Source organism: Candidatus Pelagibacter bacterium nBUS_28 (assembly GCF_051200915.1).
GTDB lineage: Bacteria > Pseudomonadota > Alphaproteobacteria > Pelagibacterales > Pelagibacteraceae > Pelagibacter.
The window spans coordinates 587,339-606,916 of the sequence record NZ_CP172844.1 but is presented as its reverse complement, the minus strand read 5'-3'; the positions used below and the strand labels follow the sequence as shown (position 1 = coordinate 606,916).

At 26.8% G+C, this 19,578-nt stretch carries 20 protein-coding genes and 2 tRNA genes; 6 read left to right on the top strand and 16 right to left on the bottom strand.

Annotated elements, in window-relative coordinates; all coding sequences use genetic code 11:
- Positions 1–3 precede the first annotated feature (3 nt).
- From ACIJYC_RS03160 to ACIJYC_RS03150, 3 genes are read left to right on the top strand one after another with little or no spacing between them, the layout of a single operon-like run.
- Positions 4–492, top strand: coding sequence for a zinc-ribbon domain-containing protein (locus tag ACIJYC_RS03160; RefSeq protein WP_435167803.1), 489 nt, complete (start codon positions 4–6; stop codon positions 490–492).
- Positions 493–498: 6 nt separating this feature from the next.
- Positions 499–1,671 (top strand): Na+/H+ antiporter NhaA, encoded by a 1,173-nt coding sequence (gene nhaA, locus ACIJYC_RS03155; RefSeq protein ID WP_435167800.1) that lies wholly within the window; start codon positions 499–501, stop codon positions 1,669–1,671.
- Complete coding sequence (locus tag ACIJYC_RS03150) at positions 1,672–2,223, top strand: glutathione peroxidase (RefSeq protein ID WP_435167797.1); 552 nt, start codon at positions 1,672–1,674, stop codon at positions 2,221–2,223.
- On the opposite strand, the gene ACIJYC_RS03145 is transcribed toward ACIJYC_RS03150, so the two are convergent.
- The 9 genes from ACIJYC_RS03145 to rarD are packed head-to-tail and all read right to left on the bottom strand — an operon-like array spanning position 2,218 to position 10,582.
- Positions 2,218–2,988 (bottom strand): MBL fold metallo-hydrolase, encoded by a 771-nt coding sequence (locus tag ACIJYC_RS03145; RefSeq protein ID WP_435167794.1) that lies wholly within the window; start codon positions 2,986–2,988, stop codon positions 2,218–2,220. The two genes, ACIJYC_RS03150 and ACIJYC_RS03145, sit on opposite strands and share 6 nt — an antisense overlap.
- Positions 2,989–2,993: 5 nt before the next feature.
- Positions 2,994–3,755, bottom strand: coding sequence for a TatD family hydrolase (locus ACIJYC_RS03140; RefSeq protein ID WP_435167791.1), 762 nt, complete (start codon positions 3,753–3,755; stop codon positions 2,994–2,996).
- On the bottom strand, positions 3,748–5,289 hold the full coding sequence (metG, locus tag ACIJYC_RS03135) for a methionine--tRNA ligase (RefSeq protein ID WP_435167788.1): 1,542 nt from the start codon (positions 5,287–5,289) through the stop codon (positions 3,748–3,750). The genes ACIJYC_RS03140 and metG overlap by 8 nt, the downstream gene beginning before the upstream one ends.
- Positions 5,282–6,211: an AAA family ATPase gene (locus tag ACIJYC_RS03130; protein WP_435167785.1), complete on the bottom strand. Its 930-nt coding sequence runs from the start codon at positions 6,209–6,211 to the stop codon at positions 5,282–5,284. Before ACIJYC_RS03130 ends, metG begins: the two co-directional genes overlap by 8 nt.
- Positions 6,208–6,822 carry a dTMP kinase gene (gene tmk, locus ACIJYC_RS03125; protein WP_435167782.1) on the bottom strand — a complete coding sequence of 205 codons (615 nt, stop codon included), beginning with the start codon at positions 6,820–6,822 and terminating at the stop codon, positions 6,208–6,210. Before tmk ends, ACIJYC_RS03130 begins: the two co-directional genes overlap by 4 nt.
- Positions 6,815–7,969 carry a D-alanyl-D-alanine carboxypeptidase family protein gene (locus ACIJYC_RS03120; protein ID WP_435167779.1) on the bottom strand — a complete coding sequence of 385 codons (1,155 nt, stop codon included), beginning with the start codon at positions 7,967–7,969 and terminating at the stop codon, positions 6,815–6,817. Before ACIJYC_RS03120 ends, tmk begins: the two co-directional genes overlap by 8 nt.
- The gene (locus tag ACIJYC_RS03115) at positions 7,962–8,726 is read right to left on the bottom strand and encodes a hypothetical protein (protein ID WP_435167776.1); all 765 of its coding nucleotides are present in this window, start codon (positions 8,724–8,726) and stop codon (positions 7,962–7,964) included. The genes ACIJYC_RS03120 and ACIJYC_RS03115 overlap by 8 nt, the downstream gene beginning before the upstream one ends.
- The gene (locus tag ACIJYC_RS03110; RefSeq protein ID WP_435167773.1) at positions 8,716–9,717 is read right to left on the bottom strand and encodes a lytic murein transglycosylase; all 1,002 of its coding nucleotides are present in this window, start codon (positions 9,715–9,717) and stop codon (positions 8,716–8,718) included. The genes ACIJYC_RS03115 and ACIJYC_RS03110 overlap by 11 nt, the downstream gene beginning before the upstream one ends.
- Complete coding sequence (gene rarD / locus ACIJYC_RS03105; protein WP_435167770.1) at positions 9,704–10,582, bottom strand: EamA family transporter RarD; 879 nt, start codon at positions 10,580–10,582, stop codon at positions 9,704–9,706. Before rarD ends, ACIJYC_RS03110 begins: the two co-directional genes overlap by 14 nt.
- Positions 10,583–10,668: 86 nt before the next feature.
- Here rarD and ACIJYC_RS03100 point away from each other — a divergent pair.
- Positions 10,669–10,758, top strand: a tRNA-Ser gene (locus ACIJYC_RS03100).
- A gap of 6 nt (positions 10,759–10,764) precedes the next feature.
- Here ACIJYC_RS03100 and ACIJYC_RS03095 read toward each other — a convergent pair.
- Positions 10,765–10,962, bottom strand: coding sequence for a succinate dehydrogenase assembly factor 2 (locus ACIJYC_RS03095; RefSeq protein WP_435167767.1), 198 nt, complete (start codon positions 10,960–10,962; stop codon positions 10,765–10,767).
- Positions 10,963–11,052: 90 nt separating this feature from the next.
- Here ACIJYC_RS03095 and recG point away from each other — a divergent pair, with 90 nt between their 5' ends.
- On the top strand, positions 11,053–13,104 hold the full coding sequence (gene recG / locus ACIJYC_RS03090) for an ATP-dependent DNA helicase RecG (protein WP_435167764.1): 2,052 nt from the start codon (positions 11,053–11,055) through the stop codon (positions 13,102–13,104).
- Here recG and ACIJYC_RS03085 read toward each other — a convergent pair.
- Positions 13,101–13,718 (bottom strand): DUF502 domain-containing protein, encoded by a 618-nt coding sequence (locus tag ACIJYC_RS03085; RefSeq protein WP_435167762.1) that lies wholly within the window; start codon positions 13,716–13,718, stop codon positions 13,101–13,103. The two genes, recG and ACIJYC_RS03085, sit on opposite strands and share 4 nt — an antisense overlap.
- A 114-nt stretch (positions 13,719–13,832) precedes the next feature.
- Between ACIJYC_RS03085 and ACIJYC_RS03080 the strand changes: the two genes are divergently transcribed.
- On the top strand, positions 13,833–14,660 hold the full coding sequence (locus ACIJYC_RS03080) for a M48 family metallopeptidase (RefSeq protein WP_435167759.1): 828 nt from the start codon (positions 13,833–13,835) through the stop codon (positions 14,658–14,660).
- Between the two features lie 9 nt (positions 14,661–14,669).
- Here ACIJYC_RS03080 and ACIJYC_RS03075 read toward each other — a convergent pair.
- From ACIJYC_RS03075 to gyrA, 5 genes are all read right to left on the bottom strand, one after another.
- Positions 14,670–14,745: transfer RNA gene (locus ACIJYC_RS03075), tRNA-Lys, on the bottom strand.
- Between the two features lie 84 nt (positions 14,746–14,829).
- Positions 14,830–15,942 carry a tRNA guanosine(34) transglycosylase Tgt gene (tgt, locus tag ACIJYC_RS03070; protein ID WP_435167756.1) on the bottom strand — a complete coding sequence of 371 codons (1,113 nt, stop codon included), beginning with the start codon at positions 15,940–15,942 and terminating at the stop codon, positions 14,830–14,832.
- A gap of 9 nt (positions 15,943–15,951) precedes the next feature.
- Positions 15,952–16,437, bottom strand: coding sequence for a peptidylprolyl isomerase (locus ACIJYC_RS03065; RefSeq protein ID WP_435167753.1), 486 nt, complete (start codon positions 16,435–16,437; stop codon positions 15,952–15,954).
- Between the two features lie 67 nt (positions 16,438–16,504).
- Positions 16,505–16,999 carry a pantetheine-phosphate adenylyltransferase gene (gene coaD / locus ACIJYC_RS03060; RefSeq protein WP_435167750.1) on the bottom strand — a complete coding sequence of 165 codons (495 nt, stop codon included), beginning with the start codon at positions 16,997–16,999 and terminating at the stop codon, positions 16,505–16,507.
- Complete coding sequence (gyrA, locus tag ACIJYC_RS03055; protein WP_435167747.1) at positions 16,999–19,578, bottom strand: DNA gyrase subunit A; 2,580 nt, start codon at positions 19,576–19,578, stop codon at positions 16,999–17,001. Before gyrA ends, coaD begins: the two co-directional genes overlap by 1 nt.

The window sequence follows — 19,578 nt, the reverse complement described above, 5'->3', positions numbered from 1 at the left end:
AAAATGATTATTTCTTGCAATAGTTGTAATAAAAAATTTAGTATTGATCCTTCACTAATACCTGATGAAGGACGAGAACTGCAATGTGGTTCATGTGATCATATTTGGTTCTTTAAAATAGAAGAAGAAAAGTCAATACCACTAACATTGAGTAAAGATCTTGAAAATAAAGGAGTTGAATTAAAACTATCGAAAAATGATGAAAAAAAAGTTGAAGATAAAAAAATAGTAGCCGCTAAAAAACCTGAAAAAAAAGAAAAAAAAAATATATATATAACAAAGTCTCAAGAAACAAATCTTGAGAAAGAGAATAAAAGTACTAAATTCTTATCTTTTTTGGTTGTATTTATAATATCATCTATAGCTTTAATTATATTACTGGATACTTTAAAAAAGCCATTAATTAACGTATTTCCTGATATTGAGATAATTTTGTTTACTCTTTTTGAAACATTGAAGGATATTAAACTATTTATTAAAGACTTATATTAATTTCTTATGATTAATTATTTATCCAAATCCTTTAAATGGTTTTTTAAACTTGAGGCAGCAAGTGGGTTGATATTGTTAATAGCAGCAATATTTGCTTTATTTATAAGTAATAGTGATTTAAGCGATTTATATTTTCATAGTCTAGAAAAATATTTATTTATTGGTGTTAATGAGTTTGGATTAAAACTTTCTGTTCATCATTGGATAAATGACGCTCTGATGGCAATTTTTTTCTTCTTTGTTACTTTAGAAATAAAAAGAGAATTTTTACAAGGGGAGCTCTCAAATATAAAACAAGCAATGCTTCCAATTATAGCTGCTGTTGGTGGGATGTTAGTTCCTGCCCTTTTTTATATTTTTATTAATTGGGGAAATTCAGAAACTATGAATGGTTGGGCCATCCCATCTGCTACAGATATTGCATTTTCTCTTGGTATATTATCTTTATTAGGTTCAAGAGTGCCAATATCATTAAAAGTATTTTTAACAGCTTTAGCAATTATAGATGATCTTGGTGCTATATTAATAATCGCTTTTTTCTATTCTGGAGACTTAAGCATACCTTATTTAAGTCTTATTTTATTAAGTTATATTTTACTTTTGGTTTTGAAAAAATTTTCAGTGAAAATATTTGTTCCTTATTTAATCATAGGCTTGTTTATGTGGTTTTTCACTTACAAATCAGGAATACATGCTACTATTGCTGGAGTTTTGCTGGCATCTACTATACCTCATAGAATTAAAGATAAAGATTTTTCTTTGTTAGTTAAAATAGAACATACAATTTCACCTTATGTTGCATTTTTGATAATGCCACTTTTTGCATTCGCAAATGCTGGCGTAAACTTAGAAGGTTTATCAATATCTAGCCTCTTAGCACCTGTGCCACTTGGTATATTGTGTGGATTATTTTTTGGTAAACAAATTGGAGTTTTATTATTCTCTTATGTTTCAATTAAGCTTAAGTTTGCAGAAGCGCCAAATAATTCAAATTGGTTAAGTTTATACGGTGTTTCAATTTTAACTGGTATCGGATTTACCATGAGTTTATTTGTAGGAAATTTGGCTTTTGTTGAAAATGCTCAGTATATTGATGGTGTTAAAATTGGTGTTTTAACTGGATCATTATTATCAACTGTTTTTGGATATGTAATTCTACTAATGTCATCTAAAAAGTGAATGTTAAATAAAAAAATTGTCATTTATCTAATAATTATTATGTTTTTATTTTTAAACAAATCTATGTCAGAAAATACTAAAACTTTTTACGATTTTAAAATTAATTCTATTAATGGAGAAGAATTAAATCTCTCAATATTTAAGGATAAAACTATATTATTAGTAAATGTTGCAAGCAAATGTGGTTTTACAAAACAATATGATGATCTGCAAAAATTATATGACGATTATAAAGAAAAAGGATTAGTTGTTATTGGTATACCAAGCAATCAATTTGGAAGTCAAGAACCAGGTTCAGAAGCTGAAATTAAAAATTTTTGTGAAACTAACTTCAATATTAATTTTCCAATGACAAGCAAATATGAAGTTAAGGGTGATAATGCTCACCCAATATACATATGGGCAAAAGAAACTTATGGAAAATCCACAGTTCCTAAATGGAATTTTCATAAAATCTTAATAAACAAAAATGGTAAAGTTGAAGATACATTTGCTTCTTTTACAGGACCTCTATCAAATAAAATTATTAAAAAATTAGAAAAAATTTTATAAACTTATTGTAAAGCCATCGTAAGCTGGCGTAACATTTTTAGGTAAAAGTTTCTTTAATTCATTGTAATCTAGTACAGGTGATAAATTAGTTAATATCGCTTTTGAAGGATTGAATTTCTTTATAAAAAATAATGATTTTTCTAAATTTAAATGTGAGGGGTGGAAATTATACCAAAGACAATCAATTATTAGATATTTTAAATTTTTAAAATATTTAAAATCTTTATTAGAAATATCACTTATATCGCTAATGTAAGCTAATTTTTTATCTATTATAAAGCAATTAGATTTAACTTTACCATGATCTACAGAAATTGGTTTTATTGAAATTTTTTTATTTTTATCACCAATATACATTTTATTATTTATTTTATTAAGTTTTAGAGTTGCAGGATATTCTTTTGAATAACTTTTAAAGCAATATGAAAAACTATTTTTTAAATATTTTGAAGTAGCATAATCTGCAAATACATTTATTTGCTTTCGGCTATTTATGTAAAAAGATCTTAAATCATTAATACCATGAGTTTGATCTGCATGCATATGTGAATAAAAAACTTTATCAATTTTTTTAATATTATGTCTAAGTAATTGTTGTCTTAAATCTGGAGATGTATCAATTAAAATATTTTCAGCTTTGCTTTTAATTAATGCTGAACATCTAGTTCTATAATTTTTTTTATTCTTGGGATCACAATTACCAAAGTAACCATCTGGACGAGGCACACCCATAGAACTTCCACATCCAAGAATAATAAATTTCATAATATTTAATCAAAAAAAAGTTTATTAAAGTTATCTGTTGTGAAATTAACAAGCTCTAATTTAGAAATATTTTTTATATCTGCTAATTTTTGAGCAGTATAATCAATAAATGAGGGCTCATTTTTTTTACCTCGATTAGGCACTGGTGCTAAAAAAGGACTATCTGTTTCAATTAAAATTTTATCTAAAGGCAAAAATCTAAATGTTTCTTGTAACTCTGCAGAATTTTTAAAAGTAATAATGCCACTAGCAGAAAAAAAAGCATTTAATGTTAATAGTTTTTTTGCGAAATTTAAACTACCTGTAAAGCAATGCATTAATATTTTTAGATTTTTATCCTTATAATCATTCAATATATTAAAAGTTTCATCTTCAGCGTCTCTAGAATGAATGATTAGTGGAGAGTTTGTTTTAATAGATGCCTCAATATGTTCTTTAAAACTTATTATCTGATTATCTTTATCACTATTATTATAGTAAAAATCTAAACCAGTTTCGCCAATTCCGATTATTTTATCATTTTCAGTAATATTTTTTATTATTATATCTGAAGTAATTTTATTTTCTTTAGTCTCATGCGGATGAATTCCAATTGTGCCATAAATCATTTTATCTTTTTGTATGATTGTCTTAATTCGCTCAAAACTTTCAAAAGAGGTCGAAATCGTTAATAGTTTTTTTATACCAATATCTCTTGAGCGTCTAATTACGTTAGTTAAATCACTTAATAAAGGTTCATGATCTAAATGACAGTGTGAATCAATCATTGTTTTTATCTATTTTTTTAAAAAGTATACCAATTTTATTTATTTTACTTCCTTTAGATAAAAATTCATTATTTTCAACAGATGTTAAATTTATTTCATTTTCATTAAGGTTAAAAATTTTAAGAGCATTTATAGATGACTGAGGAATTATTGGATAAAGTAAATAACTAATTTTTCTAACTATTTCTAAAGTTGTATAAACTATTGTATTTAGTCTGATAATATCATCTTTTTTTTTCCAAGGTTCTTGATCATTAAAATATTTATTAGCTTCAAATAAAGAATTTATAATAAAATCAATATAAAAATTGACATCCTGATTATCAATCTTATCTCTGATGTCAGATAAATTATTTTTGTACCTATCTAGAATTGTTAAATCTTCTCTTTCAAATTTTATATCTTTTGGTACTTCACTATTACAATTTTTAATAGCAAAAGCAGTAACACGTTGACATAAATTTCCAAAATTATTAGCAAGATCACTATTTATACAATCTTCTAGTCTCTCTTGCGATATATTACCGTCATTCCCAAAAGATACCTCTTTAATCAAATAATATCTCAATGGATCTAAACCATATTGATTAATTATTTCGATAGGATCTAAAATATTTCCTTTAGATTTAGACATTTTCTCATTTCCTGAAAGGATCCATCCATGACCATAGACTTTTGATGGAAGCTCTATTTTCGCAGCCAAAAGAAAAGCTGGCCAATATACGGCATGAAATCTTAAAATATCTTTTCCAATTAAATGAATTGAAGCGGGCCAGAAATTTTTAAATAGTTTATTATTAGTGTCAGGATAATTTAAGGCACTGATATAGTTTGTTAGGGCATCAAGCCACACATATATAACATGATCATCATTTTTTGGTACTTTTATTCCCCATGAAAAACTTTTTCTACTTACAGATAAATCTTTTAAACCACTTTTTACAAAACTAATAACTTCATTTTTTCTAGATTCTGGAGCGATAAAGTTTGGATGTTTTTCATAATAATCAAGTAAAGGTTTTTCCCATTTAGATAATCGAAAAAAATAAGACTCCTCCTCTATCCATTCTACATTTGATTTTGATGAAATTGATCTTTTAATGCCATCTATATCTTCAATTTCATCTTCATTATAAAACGCTTCGTCAGATACTGAATACCATCCAGAATATTTAGATAAATAGATATCATCATTTTTTTCAAGTTCATTCCATAGATGTTGTACTGTTTTTTTATGTCGTTCTTCAGTAGTTCTTATAAAATCAGTATTAGTAAGATTTAATGTTTTTGAAAGATCTCTAAATGTTTGACTAATTTGATTACAAAATGCTAATGGATCAATATTTTTTTTTTCAGCTGATCGTTGTATTTTTAAACCGTGTTCGTCAGTTCCAGTTAGAAATTGCACCTCAAAACCATCCATTCTTTTAAATCTTGCAAAAAAATCAGCTATTATACTAGAATATGCATGACCCATATGTGGCTTAGCAGAGGGATAATAAATTGGCGTTGTGATATAAAATCTTTTATCCATTTAAAGCCTTATCATCAAATTCCATTAATAATGTTTCATCGTCTAGATTAAAGATTTTTGTATTGTTAATTTTTTTTAAAAAATAATTTTGCATTTTCAATAGTTTAATATTTCTTAATGACACGTTTTGTCTAAAATAAAGTTCTATTAGTGAATATAATAATTGTTTAACAAACTGGTCTTTTTTATATTTTTTTTTATTTATAATCATCTTAATAAAATCTTTTAAGTTCATTTGTGTTAAATCAACACCATTTGTATCGGCAAAATTCAACAAATTTAATATCGATCCTGGTGTGCTATAGTTATTTATCATTTGTTCATGAATTAATTCTTTTACATTTTTACCTAAAATTTTGTTTGAAATATCAAAAGATTCTTCAGATTTAAGATGGATATTATAGTTAAGACATCTAGATTTAAGTGTAGATAAAATTCTTTTATTATTATTGATTAAAATAAAATAAATATTGTCATTAGGTTCTTCTACTATTTTTAACAAAGCATTGACTGAATTAATGTTTAAAAGTTCAATATTGTCAATCAGCACAAGTCTTGGTTTTATATTAAAAGATGATTTATTTAAATTTAATATCAAATTTCTAATTTGATTAATATCGATACTTTTTTTATCTTCTTCAATGTCAATTGAAATAAAGTTGGGATTAGATTTATTTAAAATTAATTTAAACGACTTATTTTCTGGATCAATTGTAAAATTTTTTTCGTCATAAGAATGTTCTTCACCAAAAGATAAAATACGATTAATTATGTGGTAAGCTAAAGTAGATTTACCAATGCCTTTTTCTCCTGATAATAATATCTTATTTGGCAGTTTTTTATTTTTATAAAGATCAATAAAATTACAAAATTCAAAATGATGACCATATAAAGTTGTTTGTTTTACTGGATTTAAATTCATTTGATCAATCTATCAATTTTATCCAAAATCAATTTTTCATTATTATCTATATCTAAATTTGAATTGATTAATTGATATTTATTTTTTTGTTTTTTTGACAAATTTAAAAATCCTTTTTGAACTTTGTTGTAAAACGACATTTTAAATTTATCATATCTATTTAATGATTTTCTTTGTTTTAATCTTTTTTGAAGATTCTTTTGGTTAACTATATTCAAAAAAGTAAAACTAATTCTGATATTTTTAAGTAGGTATTTGTTTAAAGTCTCAATTAAATTTAGATCAACCCCCATTCCATAGTGCTGATAAGCAATTGTAGAGTCTGTAAATCTATCAATAAGAATAATCTTCTTATTAAATGATCTTTTAATAATATTCATGTTTTCACTTCTTGCCGCCATATATAATAATAAATCAGTATCTTTATTAAAATTTGATTTGTTGTTTAAAATTAATTTTCTAATTTTTTCAGAATTTGGGTTTCCACCGGGCTCTCTTATTTTTATATGATTAATTTTTTTTTTACTCAGATATTTAGAAACAATTGAAATATGGTGACTTTTACCACTACCTTCAATTCCTTCAAAAACAATAATTGGTTTCTTAGACATCGCCCCAAATGAGATAATTAAGTGATTTTAATAATCTTGATACAAAATTTACTTTTTTAACTTCATTAGAAGCAAGTAAATCATATTCACCAACTAACTCATCATCGTAAACAACTTTTAAAATAGCAACTTTTTCATCTTTTTTAATTGGAGCTTCAATAGGCCCCTCATATTTAACAGATACTTTTAAAAGTTTTTTATTACCTTTTTTTATAGTTTTGTAGATATCATCGTTAGTATAAACATTAACACTATCTTGTTTTCCTAACCATACATCAACTTTTTGAAGAGACTCATTGGATTTAGAAATATTTACAAGATCAAAATTAGTAAGACCATATGTTAATAATTTTGAACTTTCCCTCGATCGTGCATTTTTTGAATTAAATCCACTTCCGACAGCAATCAATCTTCTGCCATTTCTAACTATTGAGGAAGCCAATGAGTATTTTTCAACTGCTAAGTATCCGGTTTTAATTCCATCAGCACCTAGGTTGTTTTTGTACAAAAGAGGATTTCTATTACCCTGTGTTATTGGGTCTCCTCCAGTTCTATTCCATGTAAATTTTTTTTCTGAAAACATCTTGTAAAATTTAGGGTGTTTATCAATTAGATATTTAGACATTTTTAAAATATCTCTTACTGTTGAATAATTATCAGGATCATTGATGCCAGATGAATTTGCAAAATTAGTATTTTCCATACCTATTTCTCTAGCCTTTGTAGTCATTAAAATTGCAAACTCCTCTTCAGTACCAGCAATACCTTCTGCTAAAGCGACACAGGCGTCATTTCCAGAAGCAATTATTATTCCTCTAAGTAAATTTTCTACCGAAACTTCATCACCAACCATAATAAACATAGATGAATAGCCTGATGTAGATAACCGCCATGCCTTTTCAGAAATAATAAATTTTTCATCTAATTTTAAATCTCCTGATTTAATTAAATCAAAGGCAATAATTGATGTCATAATTTTTGTCATTGATGCTGGATATATAGAAATATCTGACTCTTTTTCATAAAGTATTTCACCTGAGTAATAATCTAGAAGGATTGCAGTTCTTGCTTTTACATCAGGATTGGCTAGCAAAGACTCAACATAAATGAAGCTGACAAATAATAATAAAAATAACTTCTTAAACATCTTTTAAAATTTCTATATTTTCAAAATCTAATGATTTAATTTCATTAAATGAGTCTTCAAGTTTTTTTATATCATTAAACGGTCCTAATAATACCCTATATTTCGTATTAGATATTGTTTTAATAAGAGGGTTCTTAATATTTGTTTCATTAATAATTCTATTAGACATATTCTTAGCAGAATCTTTATAGTAAAAATCAGCAATTTTAATTGAGTAACTAAAAATTTCTTTTTTTATAGTTTCTTTTTTTTGTTGATTGATTTCTCCTAAGTTGTCAATTTGAATACCATCGACAGGTACTTTTTCTGCAACTTTTTTTTCTTCGTCAAAGGTTTTAGCCTTTTTTGCAACAAATGTTGAATATTCAGAAATTAAAACCAAGTCAATAAATGGTTCATTAAAATCTAAAGATAATTCTTCAGCAATTCTAGCTGTGATAACACAGTTATAAAAATCTGAAAATTGAACATTGTTCGAAATAACTTCTGCTATTAAAGTTTTTTGATTCTTTGGATTGGTTATTTTAACAAATGAATTTTTTCTTAAATTTTTGTGAAATATCAACAGAGATCTATTATCAATTTTTTTTGTAATCTTTTTCCCCTTTTTTAAATTAGCGGAATAGATTAAAGCAAATCCTGAATTTTTATACTTATCAAAGGTTTTTTGATTAACAATTTTTTTGTTAATATTATTTTGTTCACAACTAACTAAAAAAAAGATTGAGATTATTATAATTAATATTTTATAATTCATTTCTAAATTTATCTTTAAGTGTGCAAACAGCAAGTGAAAATCTCAAGGATCTATTCCACTTTAAAATAATTTCATAGTTACTAAAAATTATATAAGCAGGGCTTAAGTTTTCTGCCTCTGGTATAATATCTTTGTCAGGAGTTATTAACGCTGTGGTTAGATGATCAAAATTTTTATCTAAAATATCATCATTGACTATGTACTTTCTAAAATATTTTAATTTTTTTTTATCATGTAATTTTTTTGCGGAAACATTTAAATATTTTTTTGGAACATCATTTGATAAATTTATCTTATAAAAACAAGGTTCCTCATCATTCCAACCCATCTTATTTAAATAGTTTGCAGCCGATGCATAAGCATCATTATTATTTTTTAAATCTATATAACTATTTTTATCATAATCTATTGCGTAATTTTTCATTGTTGAGGGCATAAATTGAAAATAACCAAAAGCCCCAGCCCAAGATCCATATAATGTTTTGTAATCAATTTGATTATTTTCTATTAATCTTAATAGAATTATTAATTCATTAGAAAAAAACTCAGATCTTCGCTCATCAAAACTTAAAGTTGATAATGAGGACAATATATCCATCTTACCAACATAAGTACCAAAATTAGTCTCTATACCCATTAAAGCAAGGAGAAGTTCTTTATCAATATTGTACTGACTATCTATAGTATTTATTAAATTAGAATTTTCTTTGTAAAAGTTAAGGCCTTTAGAAACTTTTTTTGAAGATGTTCTTTTAGATATATATGTTTTAGTATCTTCATAAAATTCAGGCTGGTATCTATCGTATTTAATAACATTAGGTAAAAACTGTACATTAGCCATAACTTTATCAAAAGTTTTTTCAGAGATTTCATTTTGTAAAGCAATTATCTTAAAGTTTTTTTTCCAAGTTAAAAAACCAGCTTGGTTATCCGCTAAAGAAGCTGTGAAACTTAAAATTATAATTATAAATATATAGTTAATTAGTTTCATACAAATCCTTTAAATATATGATTACAGCAATCCAAATAAAAATAAAACTAACTAATTTTGAAAGTGAAAATGATTCATCATAATAGAAATAACCGAGTAAAAATTGAAAAGTTGGTGTTATATAAAAAATCATTCCTGTTGGTCCTAAGCCGCATAATTCAACACCTCTAACGTATAAAAATAATGGAATTACAGTCATTGGCCCTGCTAAAAAAATAAATAACATCATAGGAGGATCTGATAATTTAAAGTCATTGTGCCCATTAATAGTTATTAAATAAAAAGCAGCTAATGCAAACGGTAATATATAAAAACTTTCTATTAATAGTCCTACATCAGTATCAATATTTATTTTTTTTCTAATTAAATTATAAAAGCCCCAACTTAAAGCAACTATAATACCTACCCATGGTAAAGATTTAAAACTTATTAAAACTAAATATAAAATAGATATAATTACTAATATGATTGATAAAATTCTTTTTTTATTAAGTTTTTCTTTAAAAAAAATGTATCCCAGCATAACACTTAGAATTGGCATCATAAAATAACCAAAGCTAGCATCAATTATTCTATTAGTTGCTATTGCGTAAATCCAAACAGCCCAGTTAATGAAAATAAGAAAACCAGATAGAAAAAGATATAATAAATTTTTTTTACTTTTTATTATAGTAAAAAAAATATCCCATTTTGAAAAAATGAAAGTTGTTATAATTAAAGTAAATGTGGTCCAGAGGCATCTATGTACAACTAGTTCGATGTGTCCTATGAACGTTATATACTTGAAATAAATAACTCCAAAAAAACCCCACCAAAAAGAACCAAAACCAGCTAGGAACAGTCCCTTGTTAAATTCATTATTCATAGGAGTTAATAGATTAATTAGTTATAGCTTTTATTAGACTATTTTATGGTTGAATTAAATAATTATAATAATAAAACACTTCTCACGGAAGGATGGCAGAGTGGTTGAATGCACCGGTCTTGAAAACCGGCAAAGGGGCAACTCTTTCCTGAGTTCGAATCTCAGTCCTTCCGCCACTAATTTTAATCAATTTTATAAACAAAATCTTTAAATAGTGAGTAGATATATTTATCATTGATTTTAATGTCATAATCTAAACCATTATAAAAATTGTATAAGTTAGTATCATCAATATCCAATAATTGTTCCAAATCTTTAAGTTCTTTAACACTCAATGTATCAATATATTTTTTTGTAAATGCACCTAATAATTTATCCATTTCTTTCGTGCCACGATAATTAGAACGATAAATAATTTTTTTTTTAATTGATCTATGCTGAGAGTCATAATTATAATATATTGTTAATTTATGGCTAATAAAAGCAATTATGAATATTTATTGTCAGATTTATCTAAACTTAAAGGTGTTGGTGCTAAAACAACAAGCTTATTAAAGAAGAAAAAAATTAATAATATTTTTGACTTATTATGGAAATTGCCGAAATCATATACAGATAGAAGTCACTCAATAAAAATAAAAGATTTAAAAATTGGTGAAAACCAAACTATAAATATTACGCCTATAAAATATCAATTTCCAAGAGTAAGAAACCTTCCAAATAAAGTTTCTTGTTCTGATGAAACAGGTGAAATTGATTGTATTTTTTTTAATAGTTATGAAGGGTATGTAAGAAAAATTCTTCCTCTTGGAAAGGAAATAACAATTAGTGGAAAAATTGGATTTTTTAGAAATAAATACCAACTAACAAATCCAAAATATGTATCTGAAGATTCATCTCTGATAAAACAAAAACATAATACATATTCTTTAACTGAAGGCATTTCTGAAAAAATCTATAATAAAATTATCAATCAAATAATAATAAATTTACCAATTTTAGATGAATGGCATTCAAAAAATATTTTAGATAAATTTGGAGATGTAAAATGGAATGAGGCAATTATTGAATTGCATAAATCAGAAAATATTGGAAAATTTAAGAAAAATTTTTACAAACGTTTAGCATTTGATGAAATATTTTCTACTTTTTTAGTAAATTCAGAGATTAGAAAAAAAATTAAAAAAATTAAAAAAAAGCAAAAATTATTAGATAATAATAAACAAAATAAAATTATAAACAAATTAGATTTTATCCTAACAAATGATCAAAAAAAAACATTAGAAGAAATTAATAATGATCTTTCCTCGACAAATAAAATGTTTCGATTACTTCAAGGAGATGTTGGAAGTGGCAAAACTATTGTGTCATTAATTGCCGCTTACAATAGTATAAACTCAGGATTTCAAGTAGCTGTAATGGCTCCTACCGAAATACTAGCAAGACAACACTATAATTTTGCAAAAAAACTTTTTCCAAATGGAATAAATATAGAATTAATATCTGGCAAATCTGAGAACAAAAGTAAAAAAGAAATTTTAAGAAAATTAGCTGATAATGAAATAGATATAATTTTTGGAACACATGCTATTTTTCAAAAAAAAGTAAATTTTAATAACTTAGGACTAATCATTATAGATGAACAACATAAATTTGGCGTTAATCAAAGAAAACTTTTATCTGACAAAGGCGGGAATAATTGTGATGTATTATTAATGACCGCTACACCTATCCCTAGAACTCTAACAATGACATTATATGGAGATATGGATCTATCTATTATCAGAGAAAAGCCTAAATCTAGAAAACCTATTAAAACTTATAGCAAATTAGAAAGTAAAATTGATGATGTTTTTAAATTCATTAAAAAAGAAATAAAATCTGGTAATCAAATTTTTTGGGTCTGTCCATTAATAGAGGAGTCTAAAAAATTAAATCACTCTTCTGCTGTAAAAAAATTTGAATATTTAGAAAAACTTTTTCCAAATCAAGTTTCTCTATTACATGGTAAAACTGATTTTAATGATAAAGAAATAATATTAGATAATTTCTTAAAAAAAAAATTTCAAATTTTAGTATCTACAACGATTATTGAAGTGGGTATAGATTTTCCTAACGCTAATGTAATAATAATAGAAAATGCTAATAAATTTGGTTTATCTCAATTACACCAACTTAGAGGTCGTGTCGGAAGAGGCAGTAAGGAGTCAACATGTATACTTATGTTTAAATCAAATTTAAGCGAAAACGCTAAAAAAAGAATAAATATTTTAAAAGATTCTAATGATGGTTTTTATATTTCAGAAGAGGATATGAAAATTAGAGGTTTTGGTGATATATTAGGTTTTAAGCAGAGTGGCATTAAAAATTTTAAATTAGCTGATCCAGTTCATAATAGTGATCTTTTTCTTCTTGCGGAAAAGGAAATTAGAAGAATTGAAAATCAAAATGAAGATATAAGCAGGTTTAAACCACTTATAAAATTATATGATAGAGCTGATATTATAAATGATATAGCTTAAAGTTGCTTATTTGATGTGCCAGCAGAAACGATAAATTTAGATGCTTCTTCAAAACTCATATTTAAATAAATCACATCCTCAATTGGAAACATTAGCAAAAAACCACTTGTAGGATTTGGTGTGGTAGGAACAAAAACATTAATTAATTTTTTATTTGTTTTATCCGCCATTTCTCCAGTATTTTCTTTTGTAGCAAAACCGACTGCCCAAACACCCTTTCTTGGATATTCAATTAAAACAACACTTTTTTTATTATCATCTTTTTTTGAAAATGTTTCAGTCATTTGAACAATTGCTGAATAAACAGTTCTCAAAAAAGGAATTCTTTTAAATAGATCATCAATTAACTTTAAAATTCTTCTACCAAAGAAGGATAAAGATATCCCCCCTACTAAAGTTATTAATAATATTGAAATTAAAATTTCTATTCCAGGAATATCAAAAGGTAAATAATGATTAGGGTTAAGATTTTTTGGAATTAAATTTGAAGATATACCAATTAAAATTTTACTAAGATATAGTGTAAAACCTATTGGTATCAAAACAACCACTCCAGTAATGAAATAGTTCCGAAGTGTTAAAGATAAAGATTTTCTTTTAGATTTTTTATCCATATTATCAATTAAAACTTGAATAAATTACAAAAGTTATTGCAACAATAAACAATACTAATAGAATTTTATTATTAAGATTCATAATAGATATGATATTATCAATTATATTTTTAAATGAATAGAAGAAAATTTTTATCTTATGTTGGTTGTGGATGTGGTGGCCTCTTATTGCCGTCATGTACAACCGCTCCAATTACTGAAAGGAAGCAGCTAAAAATTGTTTCTGAAGCTAAATTAAATGCTCAAGCTGCTCGAATTTACGAAAAAGTTAAAAAAAAAGAAAAAATGAGTGATGACACAAAAACTCTAAATGAAATCAAAGAAATTGGAAAAAAAATGGAAAACTCTATTTCTGAATACTTTGATAGAGAGAGTTTGGATGATCCAACAAAAAATTTTGATTGGGAATATATTTTAATAGATAAAAAAAAAGTACGTAATGCATGGTGTATGCCAGGAGGTAAGATAGCAGTTTACACGGGTATTTTAGATGCAACAAAAAATACTAATGGTTTAGCAGCTGTTATGGGGCATGAAATTGCTCATGCTGTTGCAAAACATTCTGTCGAAAGAGCAAGTAGAAGTACTTTATTAAATGTAGGAACTAGAATTATTGATATAGCAAGTGGTGGTGTTTTATCAGATATAAACAGAACAACAGGACAAAATACTGTTGGATTATTAACACAACTAGGAATTTTAAATCCTTTTAGTAGAAAACAAGAAAGTGAAGCAGATTATCTTGGTATGATATTTTCTTCTCTGTCAGGTTACGATATTAGAGAAACAGTTAAAATTTGGGAAAGAATGAAGGAACTTAATAAAGGTAAAGAGCCTCCAGAGTTTATGAGCACACACCCATCATCTGATAATAGAATTCGAGATTTAAATGAAAAAATGAATGAAGTGATTTTAGATTATCCACCTATAAAACTAATTTAATTTAAATAGTGGTGAGCCCTGATGGACTCGAACCATCGACCCATTCCTTAAAAGGGAATTGCTCTACCAACTGAGCTAAGGGCCCCCAAATATTCAAATTGAATAATTGTTATATACAGAATTATTCTATTATTTCAAACGTCAAATTGAACTAAAAATTGTACATCTTCTACAACTTATCAATGTATTTGTCGTGAAATTGATCAAATGTACCTTCAGAAATATTTTTTCTAATTGCTGACATTAATTCTTGATAAAAGTTAATATTATGAAGAGTTAAGAGCATAGATGCTAATATTTCATTAGTATTGAATAAATGATTTAAATAGTTTTTTGAATATTTATTTAAATTTAAATTGCTACAATTAGCGTCTAAAGGCGTGTTGTCACTTTGATATTTATTATTCTTTATATTTAATCTTCCATCCCAAGTAAAAGCTAACCCCGTTCTTCCTGATCTTGTTGGCAAGACACAATCAAACATATCAATGCCTCTTTTTACAGCACCAATTATGTCTGAAGGGGTTCCTACACCCATTAAGTAATGAGGTTTTTCGTCTGGAAGATGTTCTTTAACATCATCTAAAACATTAAACATTTCATCTTGTGACTCACCTACTGCTAAACCACCCATAGCATATCCATCAAATTCAATTTTAATCAATTCGTTTAACGATTTAATTCTAAGGTCTTTAAATAAACCACCTTGTACAATTCCAAAAAGAGCTTTATGTGGGTTTTTACCAAAAGCTTTTTTAGACCTCTCTGCCCAATATATAGACAAATCCATTGATTTTTTTATTAACTCATAGTCATTTGATTTTCTAGGACATTCATCCATGATCATTACAATGTCTGAATTAAGTCCTAACTGAATTCTTATACTTTCCTCAGGACTTAAAAAAAATTTTTTACCGTCAACATGTGAATTAAAAATTGCACCTTTTTCTCTATCAATTTTATTTAGCTTAGATAGTGACATTACCTGAAATCCACCTGAGTCTGTAAGAATGGGTAAATCACAATTCATAAAATTATGAAGACCACCCGCAGACTGAACTCTTTCTACGCCTGGTCTTATCATTAAATGATAAGTATTAGATAATATTATCTCTGAACCTGTTTTTTTAATATCATCTATTGTACAAGCTTTTACGGTAGCTTGTGTGCCAACAGGCATAAAAGCTGGTGTATTTATATTACCCCTATGGGTTTCAATTATACCACTTCTAGCAAATTTATCTTTTTTTAAAACTTTAAAGGCAAAATCTTTTAATGCCATTTAAAGAAATTATTGAGATTTAAAACTAATAATTTTATCCGGATCTGATACAGAACCGTTATTAGCATCATCACCTCTTTTAATTTTATCGACAAATTCCATGCCTTCTAAAACTTTTCCAAATACTGTGTATTGTCTGTCAAGAAAAGGTGCAGGTTTAAAACATATGAAAAATTGACTGTTTGCACTATCTGGATCAGAAGATCTAGCCATTGATAAAGTGCCTCTGTCATGAGGAACACTACTAAATTCTTGTTTTAAATCTGGTAAATCTGATCCACCCATTCCAGCTCTTCTTAAATCAAAATCTTTAGAATCTGAATTACCAAATTTTACATCTCCAGTTTGAGCCATAAATCCATCGATAACTCTATGAAATACAACATTATCGTATTTTCCACCCTCAGCTAGTCCTTTAATTCTTTTAACATGATTTGGAGCCACATCTTCAAATAACTCAATTTTTACATCGCCGTCTTTTAATTTTAAAATCATTATATTCTCCTGTGCTATTGATTGATTGGTAAATAAAAAAAATAAAACAAATATAGTTGTTAAAATTCTAAGCATATTTGTCTTTTAAAGATTTAATTGTACTTTTGGTAGTAAATTTTCTTATATCACCGTTTAACTTCACAATTTCCTTAACAAATCTAGAGGAAATTATTTGATTTTCTACATCAGACATTAAAAAAATAGTTTCGATGTTATTATTTAGCTTTCTATTCATGCCTGCTAATTGAAATTCATATTCAAAGTCAGAAACTGCTCTTAACCCTCTTAAAATTATATTAGACTTAAATTTTTTACAAAGATCAGTTGTAAGAGAGCTGAATGAGACAACAGTTATCTTCTTTTTATCTAAATTTAAATCTTTAAATAAAGCTTTGTTAACAATATTAATTCGTTCTTCAGAGTTAAAAAGGTAGTTTTTGTTACTAACATCAGACACGCCAACTACAATTTTGTCAAATAGCTTTAAAGCTTTTTTAATAACATCTATATGACCGTAGGTAATAGGATCAAATGTCCCCGGGTAAATAGCTACCTTGTTCATTAAATTAGATTATCATCAATTTTAATTGCCGACACAACTTTTTCTTCTCCAGATAATTTTATAATTCTTACGCCTTGAGTATTTCTTCCAGCGGTTCTTATTTCTTTAACAGCAACTCTTATCACTCTTCCTTTATTGGTTGAAATAAGTATTTCATCTCCATCAAAAACAGGGAAAGATGATGTTATATTGCCATTCCTTGGTGAATTAACTATACCAATTATACCTTTGCCACCTCTATTAGTAACTCTGTAATCTGCATGGGAAGTTTTCTTTCCATATCCATTTTCACTTATTGATAAGACAAATTTTTCTTTAGCTTTTATCTCAGATTTTTCATCATTGGACTTTTTGCCATTTTTCTTTGTTTTATCGTTATCAATAACAGATAAAGAAACTATCTGATCGTTTGGAGATAACTCTATACCTTTAATTCCTTTTGACGATCTGCCTTTGAATACTCTTAATTTTTTTGCCAAAAACCTTATACATTTTCCAAACTTAGTGCTTAAAATAATATCTTGATCTTCTTGACAAATTTTAACACCAACAATTTTGTCATTATTATCAAGTTTCATTGCTATTTTACCAGATGCGTTAATTGATAAGAAGTCCTCCAGACTATTTTTTCTGACTTTACCTTGAGCTGTTGCAAAAATTATTTGATAATTTTTAGACTCAGTTTCATTCTCAGGCATTGGCATTATTGAGCTAATAGATTGATGATTTTTTAAGGGTAAAATATTAAATAATGATTTACCTTTTGAAGTAGTCGATCCTTCAGGAATTTTCCATGCTTTAACTTTATAAACTAAACCTTCGGTAGAAAAGAAAAGTACTGATGTATGTGTATTTACAGATAATGTTTGAATAACAGAGTCTTGATCTCTTGTTGTTATACCAGATTTACCTTTACCGCCTCTTTTTTGCTGTTTAACACCATCTAATGACCCTCTTTTTATATAACCTTGTAGAGTAACAGTTATAATTACAGATTGTTTTTGAATAGTCTCTTCAATATCATAGTTTAATACCGCATCTATAATTTTAGTTCTTCTAGGCACTGCAAATTTTTCTTTAATATTTTTAAGCTCTTCACTAATAACTTTTAAAAGTTCTTTTTTAGAAGATATGATTTTTTTAAATTTAGTTATTAGTTCAGCTAATTTTTTTATCTCAACTTCTATTTCATTTATTCCAAGAGCTGTTAATTTTTGTAATCTTAACTCTAAAATAGCTGTCACTTGGGGCTCCGATAATGAATAGACATTTTTACTTTTTTTACCTTCAACCAAAGAAATTAGTTTTTGAGTTTTGTTTATTTTCCACTTTGTTTTTAATATAGATTGTTTGGCATCATCTGGAGTTTTTGATGAACGTATAATCTTAATAATTTTATCTAAGTTTTCTACAGACACAGATAATCCTAATAGAATATGTGCTCTTTCCTCTGCTTTTTGTAGATCAAATTTAGTTTTTTTTATAACAACATCTTCTCTAAAAGATAAAAAGTTAGTTAGAAAATCTTTTAAATTACAAGTTTTAGGTTTTCCTTCAACAATTGCTAAAGTATTAAATCCAAATGAACTCTCGATTTGAGTATTTTTATAAAGTTGTCTTTTAATCGTTTCGGGCTCAACACCATTTCTTAAATCTATTGCAACCCTGATACCTTCTCTATTAGACTCATCTCTAATATCTTTAATACCTTCAATTTTTTTTTCTCTAACGAGTTGGGCAATTCTTTCATTTAATACTGACTTGTTAACTTGATAAGGAATTGATGTGATAACCAATCTATCTCTACCATTTTTTAAAGTTTCAGAAGCTACCTCGCCTCTAATCTTAAATGAACCTCTTCCATTATTATATCCTTGTTTAATGATATCTTTACCAATTATAACACCTCCTGTTGGAAAGTCAGGTCCAGGAATATGTTTCATTAATTCCTTAACTTTAATATCTTTATTGTCAATCAAAGCTAATGTTCCATTTATTATTTCACCTAAATTGTGTGGAGGAATACTAGTTGCCATACCTACAGCAATACCACCTGCGCCGTTGACCAAAAGGTTTGGGTACTGTGCAGGTAAAACTGTTGGCTCTTTTTCAGTTTCATCATAATTACTTTTGTATGAGACTGTATCTTTTTCAATATCATCAATTAAAAACTGTGAAACTTTTGAAAGCCTTGTTTCAGTGTACCTCATAGCAGCAGCAGGATCTCCATCAATTGATCCAAAGTTACCCTGACCTTGAACTAAAGGTAAGCTCATTGAAAAATCCTGAACCATTCTTACGAGAGCATCATATACTGACTGGTCACCATGAGGGTGATATTTACCAATTACATCCCCTACTATTCTTGCGGATTTTCTAAATTGTTTTGACCAATCATATCCACCTTTATACATTGCGTATAGAATTCTTCTGTGAACAGGTTTTAATCCATCTCTTACATCAGGCAAAGCCCTACTGACAATTACACTCATTGCATAAGAAAGATAAGACGAACTCATCTCATCATGCATTGAGATCAATTTAATGTTATTGTCTTTTGGAGCTTCAGTTTTTTGCAT